Source organism: Microbacterium sp. ZXT2-5 (assembly GCF_055329545.1).
The window spans coordinates 419,880-433,233 of record NZ_JBUZWD010000002.1; the positions used below are offsets into that span (position 1 = coordinate 419,880).

Consider the following 13,354-nt stretch of genomic DNA (forward strand, 5'->3'; position numbering starts at 1 on the left):
TTCTCCTGTTTCTTGGGGGTACGCGGACCCGGGGGCGGGCCGGGTCTCAGTCTATGGTCGGGGCTCGCGGCCTCAGGGAAGCACGACCACCTGTGCGCCGAAGACCAGCCCGGCGCCGAAGCCGATCTGCAGCGCCAGGCCGCCGGAGAGCTCGGGGTGCTCCTCGAGCAGCCGGTGCGTCGCGAGCGGGATCGAGGCCGCCGAGGTGTTGCCGGTCGTCTCGATGTCGCGGCCGATCAGCACCGTGTCGGGGAGGCCGAGCTGCTTGGCGAACTCGTCGATGATGCGCATGTTCGCCTGGTGGGGGACGAAGGCGGCGAGATCCGCTGCCTCCACACCGGCGGCCTCCAGGGCCTGGCGGGCGACCTTGACCATCTCCCACACGGCCCAGCGGAAGACGGTCGGCCCTTCCTGGCGCAGCGTGGGCCAGGGCGCCGCGCCCTCGCGGAACTCGATGAGGGTGTGGTTCATCCCGACCGCGTCGGCCTTCGAGCCGTCAGAGCCCCACACCGTGGGTCCGATGCCGGCGCTGTCGCTGGGGCCGATGACGGCCGCGCCCGCTCCGTCGCCGAGCAGGAACGAGATGCTGCGGTCGGTCGGGTCGACGATGTCGCTGAGCTTCTCGGTGCCGATGACGAGCGCGTAGTGCGCGGCGCCGGCGCGGATGAGGGCGTCCGCCTGCGCGACGCCGTACGCGAAGCCCGCGCACGCGGCGTTGAGGTCGTACGCGGCGGCGGGGTTCGCACCGACGCGGTCGGCGACGATGGCCGACACCGACGGCGTCTGCTTGGGGTTCGAGATCGTCGCGACGATGACGGCGTCGATCTGCGACGCCTCGACGCCCGAGCGCTCGATCGCCTCGCGCGCGGCATCCGTCGCCAGATCGATCGCATCGGTGCCGGCCGACGCGCGCATGCGGGTCACGATCCCGGTGCGCTTACGGATCCACTCGTCGCTGGAGTCGATGGGGCCGACGAGGTCGTCGTTCGGCACGGCGTTCTCGCCGCGTGCGGCGCCGTACGCGTAGATGCGCGTGTGCGCGGCGCCGGTGGGCTGGATGAGGCTGGCGGTCATTCGGGTACTCCGGTCAGGCATCGGCGGCCGGCAGTGCGCCGGCGGCCTCCAGGTCGGCGGGTGTCTTGACGGCGACGGCCGGGACCCCGCGCAGCGCGCGCTTGGCGAGCCCGACGAGCGTGCCCGCCGGCGACAGTTCGACGATGCCCGACACGCCGCTGTCGGCGAAAGAGGCCATGCACAGGTCCCAGCGCACCGGCGAGGCGACCTGCTCGACCAGAAGGTCGACGAAGGCGCGTCCGGAGGCGACAGCGGAACCATCGCGGTTGGTCCACAGCGTCACGCCCGGGTCCGACACCTCATGGTCGGCCGCCGCTGCCCGCAGCGTCTCGACCGCCGGGGACATGTACTGCGTGTGGAACGCGCCGGCGACCTGCAGCGGGATCACGCGCGTGCCCGCGACGGGCTCGGCGGCGAGGGCCTGGAGGGCGGGAAGCGCGCCTGCCACGACGAGCTGGCCGCCGCCGTTGTAGTTCGCGGGGGCGAGCCCCAGCTCGTCCAGGCGGGCGAGGACGGATGCCTCGTCTCCGCCGATCACGGCGCTCATCCCGGTCTCGGCCGCCGCTGCCGCCTCCGCCATGGCTCTGCCGCGGATGCCGACGAGCGTCAGCGCCGCCTCTTCGCTCAGGACGCCTGCGGCCGCCGCGGCGGCGAACTCGCCGACGGAGTGACCGGCGACGCCCCCGATGGCGGCTCGGTCGGGGAGGGCGTTCCACGACAGCAGGCTCGCCGCCACGATGAGCGGCTGGGCGACCTGGGTGTCGCGGATGCGGTCGGCATCCCACTGGGTCCCGGCGGCGACGAGGTCGACCCCCGACCACTCCGAGTAGCGGGCGAGCCGCTCCGCGGCGCCGTCCTCGTCGAGCCACGGAGCCAGGAAGCCGGGGGTCTGGGAGCCCTGCCCGGGGAAGACGGCGATTATCACCGTTCCATCCTGTCAAGGATCATCCGGCGGGTTCTGGCGATACGGTCAAAGAATGCCGGCATGCTTTGTGCGTGGTGCACACCGGGCGCCGTCGCGATCAGGCTGGTGCCCGTCGCTGGGAGGGCGCACGCCGGCGCGCGGCATCCGTCCCGATGGAGCCCAGGATCAGCGCCGTCTGGAGGATGAGCGCCTCCCGCGGGCCCGTCGCATCCCAGCCGATGACCTCCGATACGCGCTTGAGGCGGTAGCGGACGGTGTTCGGATGCACGAAGAGCTCGCGCGCGGTCGCCTCGAGCGACCGGCCGTTGTCGAGGTACGCCCACAGCGTCGACACCAGGTCGGCGCTGTGTGCCTGCAGTGGTCGGTAGATGCGCTCCACCAGCGTGACCTTGGCCAGCGGGTCTCCGGCGAGGGCGCGCTCGGGAAGCAGGTCGTCGGCCTCCACCGGACGCGGCGCGTGGCGCCACGCCCGTGCGACGGCGAAGCCCGCCAGCGCCGCGCGGGCGCTCTGACTCGCGTCCACGAGCGCCGGGACGGTGGGACCGAGCACGAGATACCCGGTGCCGAAGCCCGGCTCCAGCCGGCGCGCGATCTCCGCGAAGGGGAGATCGGTCGCGGCGTCGTCCGCGCGCGAGCCGGGGTCCGCGCGGCCGACCACGAGCACGAGGCGGGAGCCCTGCACGCCGATCAGCACGTCGACGCCCAGCTTGCGGGCGGTCCGGCGCAGCTGGTCGACGTCGAACTGCGGCGGAGTCGTGCCTACGAGCACCGCGACCTCGCCGTGGCCGTGCCACCCGAGGGCGGCGATGCGGCTGGGCAGCTCCTCGTCGGCCTCGCCCGTGAGGATCGAGTCCACGACGAGGGCCTCGAGGCGGGCGTCCCACAGTCCGCGGGCCTCGGCTGCCCGCGCGTAGACGTCCGCCGCCGCGAACGCGACCTCACGCGAGTACAGCAGGATCGCCTCGCGAAGGTGCTCGCCCTTGCCCGCGACGCGCTCCTCGGTCACCTCCACGGTGACCCGGATGAGCTGGAGGGTCTGCTGCAGGCTGACGCTGCGCAGCAGCTCGCGGGGGGCGACGGCGAAGATGTCCGCCGCGATCCACGGGGTGGAGGCGGGATCCTCGTACCAGGAGATGAACGAGGTGATGCCCGCCTGTGCCACCAGCCCGACGGCGGAGCGTCGGGCCGGCGGCATCTCGGCATACCAGGGCAGCGTCTCTTCGAGGCGCTTGATCGTGACGGTGGCGAGATCGCCCGAGATGCGTCGCAGCCAGGCGAGCGTCTCGGGCTTGTCCATCACCTCGGCGGACTTGCCCATTCGCGGATCAGCTCTCGCCGCCCGCGTTTCCGCTCGTTCCGGCCGTGACGTCGTGCAGGCGGTACTTCTGGATGGCCTGCGCGGCGAGGCTGCGGTCCACGGCGCCTTCGGCGGCGAGGGCCTGGAGCGTGCGGACCGCGACCGAGGGGCCGTCGATCTTGAAGAACCGGCGAGCCGCTGCGCGGGTGTCGGAGAAGCCGAATCCGTCGGCACCCAGCGTGGCGAAGTTGTGCTGCACCCAGGGGCGGATCTGGTCCTGCACCGCGTGCATGAAGTCGCTGACCGCGACGACCGGCCCGGGCGCTCCCGCGAGCTTCTCGGTGATGTACGCCGTACGGGGCTCCTCGTCCGGGTGCAGGAAGTTGTGCTCGTCCGCCGCGAGACCGTCGCGGCGCAGCTCGCTCCACGACGTCACCGACCACACGTCGGCCTGCACGCCCCAGTCGTCGCGCAGCAGCTGCTGCGCCTCGAGCGCCCACGGCACGCCCACGCCCGAGGCGAGGATCTGCGCGCGGGGCCCTTCGCCCTCGAGCGACGAGATGCGGTGGATGCCGCGCACGATGCCGTCGACGTCCACGCCCTCGGGCTCGGCCGGCTGCACGAGCGGCTCGTTGTACACCGTGAGGTAGTACATGACGTTCGGGTCGGGGTGGTTGCCGCCGTACATCCGCTCGAGCCCCGAGCGGACGATGTGCGCGATCTCGTAGCCGTAGGCCGGGTCGTACGAGACGGTCGCCGGGTTCGTCGATGCCAGCAGCGGCGAGTGGCCGTCGGCGTGCTGCAGGCCTTCGCCGGTGAGCGTGGTGCGGCCGGCGGTGGCGCCGATGATGAAGCCGCGCGCCATCTGGTCGCCCGCCGCCCACTGGGCGTCGCCGGTGCGCTGGAAGCCGAACATCGAGTAGAAGACGTACACCGGGATCAGCGGCTCGCCGTGCGTCGAGTACGACGTGCCGGTCGCGGTGAAGGCCGCGACGGCACCGGCCTCGTTGATCCCGACGTGCATGATCTGGCCCTGCGGGCTCTCTTTGTACGCCAGGAGCAGCTCGCGGTCGACCGACGTGTAGTTCTGACCGTGCGGGTTGTAGATCTTCGCGGTCGGGAAGTACGCGTCCATGCCGAACGTGCGGGCCTCGTCCGGGATGATCGGCACGATCCGGTGGCCGAAGTCCTTCGCGCGCAGCAGATCCTTCAGCAGGCGGACGAACGCCATGGTCGTGGCGATCTCCTGCGTGCCGGAGCCCTTCTTGGGCAGCGCGTAGGCCTCGTCGCCCGGAAGCTGGAGGCCGACGTGGTGCGAGCGGCGCTCGGGGAGGAACCCGCCCAGGGCCTTGCGGCGCTCCAGCATGTACTGGATGGTCTCGTCCTGTGCGCCGGGGTTGAAGTACGGCGGCAGGTAGGGGTTCTCGTCCAGCTGCGCGTCCGAGATCGGGATGCGCATCGAGTCGCGGAAGTACTTGAGGTCCTGAAGGGTCATCTTCTTCATCTGGTGGGTCGCGTTGCGGCCCTCGAAGTGGTGACCCAGGCCGTAGCCCTTGATGGTCTTGGCCAGGATCACGGTGGGCTGGCCCTTGTGCTCGGTCGCGGCCTTGTAGGCGGCGTAGACCTTGCGGTAGTCCAGGCCGCCGCGACGCAGCTTGCCCCAGATGTCGTCGTCCGACCAGTCCTTCACCAGAGCGGCGGTGCGCTCGTCGCGCCCGAAGAAGTGCTCGCGGATGAAGGCGCCGTCCTCGGCGCGGTACGTCTGGAAGTCGCCGTCGGGCGTGGTGTTCATGAGGTGCACCAGCGCGCCGTCGACGTCCTTCGAGAGCAGCTCGTCCCAGCCCGACCCCCACACGACCTTGATGACGTTCCAGCCGGCGCCGCGGAAGAAGCTCTCCAGCTCCTGGATGATCTTGCCGTTTCCGCGGACCGGGCCGTCCAGGCGCTGCAGGTTGCAGTTGACGACGAACGTCAGGTTGTCCAGGCCCTCGTTCGCGGCGACCTGGAGCTGGCCGCGGCTCTCGACCTCGTCCATCTCGCCGTCGCCGAGGAAGGCCCATACGCGTGAGTTCGAGAGGTCCTTGATGCCCCGGTTCGTCAGGTACTTGTTCGTCATCGCCTGGTAGATGGCGTTGATCGGGCCGAGACCCATCGAGACGGTCGGGAACTGCCAGTACTCCGGCATGAGGCGCGGGTGCGGATAGGACGGGATGCCGTCGGGGAACTTCGACTTCTCCTGGCGGAAGCCGTCGAGCTGCGCTTCGTCGAGGCGCCCCTCGAGGAACGACCGCGCATAGATGCCGGGGGAGGCGTGACCCTGGATGAAGACCTGGTCGCCGCCGGAGGGGTCGTCGAGGCCGCGGAAGAAGTGGTTGAAGCCGACCTCGTAGAGGGACGCGGAGGAGGCATAGGTCGAGATGTGACCGCCCACGCCGATGCCGGGGCGCTGCGCGCGGTGCACCGTGATCGCGGCGTTCCAGCGGATCCACCGGCGGTAGCGGCGCTCGAGCTCCTCGTCACCGGGGAACTCGGGCTCGTTGTCGGGGGCGATCGTGTTGATGTAGTCCGTCGTGGGAACCTGCGGCACGTTCAGCTGCAGCTCGTGGGAGGTCTGCAGCAGGCTCAGCATGATCTCGCGGCCACGGCCGTGGCCCTTCGCCTGCACGAGCTGCTGGAGGGACTCCTGCCACTCGGAGGTCTCATCGGGATCGCTGTCGAGGGGTTCCTGCGAGTACGGATCCTGATCGTTGACAGTCACAGAAGACCTTTCGTCGTCTGGCAGATCGTGCCAGGGAATCTCTACCGGAGCGGCGCAGGCTTTGTCTGCCGTGCACAACGCACCAGCTGCCAGCCTAGCGAGTTCACGACGATCCGGACGCACCTCGTAGACTGACCGCGCGGGCCTTTAGCTCAGCTGGTAGAGCGCCACGTTTACACCGTGGATGTCGTCGGTTCGACCCCGGCAGGGCCCACTTCGCCGTCACGTTCAGCGGCGCGGATCGCCGTCGCTGTCGTCGCGCGTGTGCGAGACCACATGCGGCAGGGCGAACTCCTCGTAGCCCGGCTGACCGACCTTCGAGTGCCGGTGCGAGTAGGCGAAGTAGATGACGAAGCCGATCGCGAGCCACACCAGGAATCGCAGCCACGTCTCGACGGTGAGGTTGAGCATCAGGTAGACGCAGACCGCCGCCGACAGTCCTGGCAGCCAGGGGCTGAAGGGCACGCGGAAGGTGCGCGTGAGATCGGGCCGCTTGCGGCGCAGCACGATGACCCCGACCGACACGAGCACGAAGGCCGACAGCGTACCGATGTTGACCATCTCCTCGAGGAGGCCGATCGGCGTGAGACCCGCCACGACCGCGACGATGACGGTCACGATGATCGAGATGAGCCACGGCGTGCGGTACCTCGGGTGCACCTTGGCCAGGCCCGCGGGAAGCAGCGCGTCGCGCGACATCGCGAAGATGATGCGGGTCGCGCCGATCAGCAGCGTCAGCACCACCGTCGTGAGGCCGGCGACCGCGCCGGCGGAGATCAGCGTCGCCATCCACGCCTGCCCGTGGTAGGCGAAGGCGTTCGCCAGCGCCGCGGCGGGGTCGAGCTCCTCGTACGAGACCATTCCCGTGACCACCAGGGCGACCGCGCAGTAGAGGACCGTGCAGATCGCCAGCGAGGCGATGATGCCGATCGGCATGTCCCGCTGCGGATTCCTGGTCTCCTCGGCCGTGGTGGCCACGACGTCGAACCCGATGTATGCGAAGAACACCAGCGCCGCACCGGCGAAGATGCCGCCGACGCCGAATGCCATCGGCTCGATGCCCGACAGGAACTGCAGCAGCGGCTGGCCGAGGCCGGTCGCGGTCTCGCGGGGCGCGGCCTCCGGCACGAAGGGCGACCAGTTGGCGGGGTTCACGAACAGGATGCCGGCGATGATGACGAACAGCACGATGAAGATCTTCACCGCCACCAGGACGAGGTTGACCCGGAGGGACTCCTTGATGCCGAAGGTCATCAGCCCGCCCAGCACCAGCACCAGCAGGATCGCCATGAGGTCGACCGTGCCGCCGTAGCCGATCTCCGCGGGGATCGGCGCACCGAGCTGCTCCATGAGGGTTCCGAGGTACGCGCTCCAGCCCTGTGCGACCACGCTGGCGCCGAGGAACATCTCGAGGATGAGATCCCACCCGATGATCCACGCGAAGAGCTCGCCCAGCGACGAGTACGAGAAGGTGTAGGCCGATCCGGACACCGGCACGGTGGAGGCGAACTCGGCGTAGCACAGCGCCGCGAGCGCGCAGGCGATCGCCGCGACGACGAAGCTGATCACGATCGCGGGGCCGGCGACCTCGTGCGCCGCCCGGCCGGTGAGGGTGAAGATGCCGGCGCCGATGACGACGCCGATGCCGAAGACGGTGAGGTCCAGCGCCGACAGCGACTTCTTGAGCCGGTACTCCGGTTCGTCGGTGTCGGCGATGGATCGCTCGACGGACTTGGTGCGGAGAACGCCCATTGTTCGCGCCTTTCGTCATCGGGAGCCGATCGTCGAATGCTAGTCCCCGCCGCTCCTGGCGTCGACGGCTCGCGGGGTAGGTTGGTGACGTGAAAGCCACCGCCGCAGACCAGCGCCGCCTCGTCGAGGTGGCCCAGCTCGACGCCCGCATCCGCCAGGCGGACCACGCCCGCCGGAACCCGCCGCAGGCCGCGAGGGTGCAGGAGCTCCTCGGCCGCCGGCAGGAGCTCTCGGCGGAGCTGTCGAACCGCCTGGGCGCGCGCGACGATCTGCGCACCGAGCTGTCGCGCATCGAGTCCGACGTCGCGGTCGTGGACGCCCGGGCGGCGCGCGACGCGCAGCGGCTCGCCTCCTCGAGCAACGCCAAGGAGGCCCAGGGGCTCGAGAGCGAGCTGGCCGCGCTGGCGCGTCGCAAGAGCGACCTCGAGGACGCCGAGCTGTCCGTCATGGAGCGGCTGGAGCTCGCCGATGCGGCCGTCGCCGAGCAGGAGGGCCTCATCGCGGCGACGAACGCCGAGGGCGCCGAGCTCAGCGCCGAAGGCAAGCGTGCCGTGGCCGAGGCCGGAGCCGCCTTCGATGCCGCCACCCGCGACCGTGCGGCGATCGCGGGCGGGCTCCCCGGCGAGCTGATGGCGCTGTACGAGCGCGTGGCCGCCCGCAGCGCCGGCGCGGCCCTGCTCCGGCGCCGCACGTGCGAGGGGTGCCGCATGGTGCTCGCCGGCACCGACCTGCAGGTGCTGCGCCAGGCGCCCGAGGACGAGGTGGTGACGTGCCCGGAATGCGGCTGCATCCTGGTGCGCGACGACGAGTCCGGTCTGTGACCCGACGCCCGCTGTGCCGCGATGGCCGGCGTTGAAGCGGCCGCGTGGATCGTCCTCGGACGCACCGACGGCGGCGCGATCGGCGTCCCGCTCGGCTCGACGGGTGAGGAGCTCGGCCGTCACCGGATCCCCGACGCCGATCTGAGCTCGTGGGTCGCGGCGCAGGAGTCCTCCCTCGCGCCGCGCTGGGTCTGGAACGACGCGCCCCAGTGGTACCCGCGACTGCTCTCCGACGGCGTGCGCGTCGCGCGGTGTCACGACCTGCGACTGTGCCACGCCATCCTGCGCGACTCGGTGCTGGTGGACGGCTCCGCCGCCGTCCGGGGTGCTCACGAGTGGGATGCGGCCCCATACGACGACGACGCCGCGCCGCCGGCGCTGTTCGAGCTCGACGGCACCGCGCGCCCCTCCGGACCGCCGTCCGACGTGGACAGCGCGCTGTCGGAGTTCGCGCGACAGCGCGACGCGATGGCCGGCGGCCGCGAGCCGGGCCGCCTGCGCCTGCTCACGGCGGCGGAATCCGCGGGCGCGCTCATCGCCTGCGAGCTGCGGGCCGCCGGACTGCCGTGGGACGCCGCGGCGCACGACCGGATCCTGGTGAGGATGCTGGGGGAGCGGCCCGCGGGCGGAGGCCCGCCCGCGAAGCTCGCGGAAGCGGCCGCCCGCGTCCGCGCAGCCCTCGGCGATCCGACCGCGAGTCTCGACTCGCAGCCGAAGCTGCTGCGGTCGCTGCACCGCGCCGGAGTGCTCGTCCAGTCCACGAGCCGGTGGGAGCTCGCCGAGCAGCGGCATCCCGCGATCGAGCCGCTGCTGGAGTACAAGAAGCTCTCGCGCCTGCTCTCGGCGAATGGGTGGACATGGCTGGCGGACTGGGTCGAGGACGGACGTTTCCGGCCGGTGTACGTCCCCGGCGGCGTGGTGACCGGTCGCTGGGCGTCGTCGGGCGGCGGCGCGCTCCAGCTTCCGCGGCAGCTGCGAGAGGCGGTGCGGGCCGATCCCGGCTGGCGCCTCGTCGTCGCCGATGTGGCGCAGCTCGAGCCGCGGGTCCTCGCCGCGATGTCACGCGACACGGCGCTGGCCGCGGCGGCGCGGGGGCGCGACCTCTATGCCGGCATCGTCGACAGCGGGGCGGTGGCGACGCGGCAGGAGGCGAAGATCGCGCTGCTGGGCGCGATGTACGGCGCCACGACCGGCGAGTCGGGGCGCCTCGTCCCACGGCTGCGGCGGGCCTACCCCCGCGCGATGGGACTGGTCGACGACGCGGCGCGCACCGGCGAGGACGGCGGGGTCGTCTCGACGTGGCTGGGCCGCACGTCCCCGCCGCCGTCGCCGTCGTGGGCGGCCGCGCAGTCGCGGGCGACCGAGGCCGAGGCATCCGGTATCGACGAGACGCGGGCGCGGCGATGGGCGCGCGATCGCGGCCGGTTCACCCGCAACTTCGTCGTCCAGGGCACCGCCGCCGAGTGGGCGCTGGCGTGGCTGGCCGACCTCCGCACGCGTCTGGCCGCGATCGCGCCGGTGGCGGTCGCCGACGCGGCGCCGCGCTCGGGTCCGGCGTTCGCGAGACAGCCGCACCTGGCTCTCTTCCTCCACGACGAGGTGATCGTCCACACGCCCGACGAGCACGCCGAGGAGGTCGCTCAGGCGGTGACGGATGCCGCGGCCGCCGCCGGCCGCCTGCTGTTCGGAGACTTCCCGCTCGACTTCCCGCTCGATGTGCGCGTGGGCGACACCGCGCTGAAGGACTGAGGCCGAGGCGGGCCACGGACCGCGGCGGTAGACTGCCAGACGCGAATGGGTCGGCTGGACGGTCGCGTCGCGGGCGGATCTCCGTTCCGCGCCGAGGAACGTCCGGGCTCCACAGGGCAGGGCGGTGGGTAACACCCACCCGGAGCGATCCGCGAGACAGTGCCACAGAGAGCAGACCGCCCGGCTACGGCCGGGTAAGGGTGAAAGGGCGGTGTAAGAGACCACCGGGGTCGTGGTGACACGGCCCGCACGGCAAACCTCGCCCGGAGCAAGGCCAGACAGGGGATGACGACGCGGCCCGCCGAGTCCCCGGGTAGGCCGCTGGAGCGGCACGGCAACGTGTCGCCGAGAGAGATGACCGTCCACGGGGCTTCGGCCCCCGGACAGAACCCGGCGTACAGGCCGGCCCATTCGCCTCCGAAGAGCTCGTCCGTGGGATCCGCTCGACCGGACGACCCGACCGCACCGGGCGCGGGTGCGGCGAATCGGGTCAGCCGCGCGCGAGCGCGGCCGCTCCGATGATCCCGGCGTTGTTGCGGTGCACGGCGGGCACGATCGGGGTCTTCAGCTGCAGGAGGTGCAGGAACTTGGCGGCGTGCTTGCTCACGCCGCCGCCCACGACGAACAGGTCGGGGCTGAAGAGGAACTCGATGTAGCTGTAGTACCACTGCAGCCGCTCGGCCCACTGCTCCCACGACAGCTCGTCGCGCTCCATCGCGGAGTACGCGGCGTACGCCTCGGCGTCCTTGCCGTGCTCCGCCCGCTGGACGTGGCCGAGCTCGGAGTTCGGGATGAGCACGCCGTCGTACAGCAGTGCCGAGCCGATCCCCGTGCCGAGCGTGGTGAGGATCGTCAGACCCGGCTGATCCTTGGCCGCACCGTAGCGCACCTCGGCGATCCCGGCGACATCCGCGTCGTTGGCGAAGTGGATGTCGCGACCGAGTCCGTCCTCGAAGAACTTCTCGGCCTCGAAGTCGATCCACCGCTCGGAGACGTTGGCCGCCGACAGGGTGCGCCCGTGCTTGACGATGGCGGGGAATGCCACGCCGAGTGCGACCGAGGGGTCGTCGGCGACGCCGAGCGTGGAGAGCACCTCGGTCACCGCGGCCAGGACATCCGGCGGATGCGCTCCCTCCGGGGTCGCGACCTTCACGCGGTCGCTGATCAGTTCGCCACGCTCGAGGTCGACGATTCCCGCCTTGATGCCGGTGCCGCCGATGTCCACGCCGACGGCGCGTGCCGCGTCAGATGCCATGCCGTCAGCCTACCGATCGTGATCCCGGACGATGACGCGCCCCGTCAGTAGGATCGACCTGACGGCGAACTGCCCGCGATCCAGAGGAGCGCACGATGACGAACGGCAGCGAGAAGTACTGGTACAACCTCCGCACCGGCGAGGTCGAGAAGGGCTTCGAGTCACCCTCGGTGGACCGGGCCGGTCCCTTCGACACTCCGGAGGAGGCCGCCGAGGCTCCCGAGGTCATGCGCCGGCGCTCGCGTGCGTGGGCGGAGGAGGAGGCCCGCGAGGATTCCTGGGGTGGCACGGGCGTGTCAGGAGAGCCCGCCGACGACCAGTAGTCTGGCTTCGACCGCGGTCTTGCCGACGGTTCGGGCACCGGAGAGGACGCGATGGACAAGCAGCGTGACTTCGTTCTGAGGACCATCGAGGAGCGGGGCGTCAAGTTCGTCCGGCTCTGGTTCACCGACGTGATCGGCACACTGAAGTCCGTCGCGATCGCCCCCGCCGAGGTGGAGGGCGCCTTCAGCGAGGGGCTCGGCTTCGACGGCTCCGCCATCGAGGGCCTGACGCGCTCCTACGAGTCCGACCTGCTCGCGCATCCCGACCCGACCACGTTCCAGACCCTGCCGTGGCGCGGCGAGATCGACCCCACTGCGCGCATGTTCTGCGACATCACCACCCCCGACGGGCAGCCGGCCGTGGCCGACCCGCGCCACGTGCTCAAGCGCACGCTCGCGAAGGCGGCCGATGCCGGATTCACCTTCTACACACACCCCGAGATCGAGTTCTACCTCCTGAAGTCGTCGGCGTTCGGCGCCGAGGGGCCCGAGCCGGTGGACTCCGCCGGCTACTTCGACAACGTGCCGGGCGGGACCGCCCACGACTTCCGGCGTCGCTCGGTGCGGATGCTCGAGGACCTCGGCATCTCGGTCGAGTTCAGCCACCACGAGGGCGGCCCGGGACAGAACGAGATCGACCTGCGCTACGCCGACGCTCTCACGACCGCCGACAACATCATGACCTTCCGCACGGTCATCAAGGAGGTCGCGATCGAGCAGGGCGTCTACGCGACGTTCATGCCCAAGCCGATGACCGGCAAGCCCGGCAGCGGCATGCACACGCACATGTCGCTCTTCGAGGGCGACGTCAACGCGTTCTACGAAGAGGGCGCGCAGTACCAGCTGTCGAAGGTCGGCCGCCAGTTCATCGCCGGGCTGCTGCGCCATGCGAACGAGATCTCGGCGGTCACCAACCAGTTCGTGAACTCCTACAAGAGGCTGTGGGGCGGCGACGAGGCCCCGAGCTTCATCTGCTGGGGCCACAACAACCGCTCGGCGCTGGTGCGCGTGCCGCTGTACAAGCCCAACAAGGGGCAGTCGTCGCGCGTGGAGTACCGCGCCCTCGACTCGGCCGCGAATCCGTACCTGTCCTTCGCGCTCATGCTCGCCGCGGGCCTCAAGGGCATCGAGGGCGAGTACGAGCTTCCCGCCGAGGCGGAGGACAACGTCTGGTCGCTGACGGATGCCGAGCGACGGGCGCTGGGCTATGCGCCGCTGCCGGCGAGCCTGGACCACGCGCTGGAGTACATGGAGGAGTCGGAGCTCGTCGCCGAGACGCTGGGCGAGCAGGTCTTCAACTACGTGCTGCTGAACAAGCGGCGCGAGTGGCAGGAGTACCGCTCCCAGGTGACCCCCTTCGAGCTCAAGAGCAACCTCGAGATGCTCTGAGGCCGGTCGAG

At 70.9% G+C, this 13,354-nt stretch carries 10 protein-coding genes, 1 tRNA gene and 1 other RNA gene; 6 read left to right on the plus strand and 6 right to left on the minus strand.

Going from position 1 to position 13,354, the window contains the following annotated elements; all coding sequences use genetic code 11:
* Positions 1-72 precede the first annotated feature (72 nt).
* From ACZBH1_RS15475 to aceE, 4 genes are all read right to left on the minus strand, one after another.
* Positions 73-1,074 (minus strand): beta-ketoacyl-ACP synthase III, encoded by a 1,002-nt coding sequence (locus ACZBH1_RS15475; RefSeq protein WP_463646888.1) that lies wholly within the window; start codon positions 1,072-1,074, stop codon positions 73-75.
* Between the two features lie 13 nt (positions 1,075-1,087).
* Positions 1,088-1,999, minus strand: a complete 912-nt coding sequence (locus ACZBH1_RS15480; protein ID WP_336397107.1) for an ACP S-malonyltransferase — start codon at positions 1,997-1,999, stop codon at positions 1,088-1,090.
* 97 nt (positions 2,000-2,096) lie between these two features.
* Positions 2,097-3,317: a PucR family transcriptional regulator gene (locus ACZBH1_RS15485; protein ID WP_378880954.1), complete on the minus strand. Its 1,221-nt coding sequence runs from the start codon at positions 3,315-3,317 to the stop codon at positions 2,097-2,099.
* 7 nt (positions 3,318-3,324) lie between these two features.
* Complete coding sequence (gene aceE / locus ACZBH1_RS15490) at positions 3,325-6,054, minus strand: pyruvate dehydrogenase (acetyl-transferring), homodimeric type (protein WP_336397108.1); 2,730 nt, start codon at positions 6,052-6,054, stop codon at positions 3,325-3,327.
* Positions 6,055-6,195: 141 nt separating this feature from the next.
* On the opposite strand from aceE, the gene ACZBH1_RS15495 reads away from it, so the two are divergent.
* Positions 6,196-6,268: transfer RNA gene (locus ACZBH1_RS15495), tRNA-Val, on the plus strand.
* A gap of 14 nt (positions 6,269-6,282) precedes the next feature.
* Here ACZBH1_RS15495 and ACZBH1_RS15500 read toward each other — a convergent pair.
* Positions 6,283-7,806: an amino acid permease gene (locus ACZBH1_RS15500; protein ID WP_336397109.1), complete on the minus strand. Its 1,524-nt coding sequence runs from the start codon at positions 7,804-7,806 to the stop codon at positions 6,283-6,285.
* Positions 7,807-7,895: 89 nt separating this feature from the next.
* On the opposite strand from ACZBH1_RS15500, the gene ACZBH1_RS15505 reads away from it, so the two are divergent.
* The 3 genes from ACZBH1_RS15505 (at position 7,896) to rnpB (ending at position 10,790) form a co-directional block, all read left to right on the plus strand.
* Positions 7,896-8,627, plus strand: a complete 732-nt coding sequence (locus ACZBH1_RS15505; RefSeq protein WP_336397110.1) for a zinc ribbon domain-containing protein — start codon at positions 7,896-7,898, stop codon at positions 8,625-8,627.
* Positions 8,628-8,648: 21 nt separating this feature from the next.
* Complete coding sequence (locus ACZBH1_RS15510; protein WP_463646889.1) at positions 8,649-10,376, plus strand: bifunctional 3'-5' exonuclease/DNA polymerase; 1,728 nt, start codon at positions 8,649-8,651, stop codon at positions 10,374-10,376.
* A gap of 46 nt (positions 10,377-10,422) precedes the next feature.
* An RNA gene (gene rnpB / locus ACZBH1_RS15515) (RNase P RNA component class A) lies at positions 10,423-10,790 on the plus strand.
* Between the two features lie 76 nt (positions 10,791-10,866).
* Here rnpB and ppgK read toward each other — a convergent pair.
* Positions 10,867-11,631, minus strand: coding sequence for a polyphosphate--glucose phosphotransferase (gene ppgK, locus ACZBH1_RS15520; protein WP_336397112.1), 765 nt, complete (start codon positions 11,629-11,631; stop codon positions 10,867-10,869).
* 95 nt (positions 11,632-11,726) lie between these two features.
* Here ppgK and ACZBH1_RS15525 point away from each other — a divergent pair, with 95 nt between their 5' ends.
* Complete coding sequence (locus tag ACZBH1_RS15525; RefSeq protein WP_336397113.1) at positions 11,727-11,954, plus strand: SPOR domain-containing protein; 228 nt, start codon at positions 11,727-11,729, stop codon at positions 11,952-11,954.
* 51 nt (positions 11,955-12,005) lie between these two features.
* Positions 12,006-13,343, plus strand: coding sequence for a type I glutamate--ammonia ligase (gene glnA / locus ACZBH1_RS15530; protein WP_378880943.1), 1,338 nt, complete (start codon positions 12,006-12,008; stop codon positions 13,341-13,343).
* The last annotated feature ends 11 nt before the right edge of the window (positions 13,344-13,354 follow it).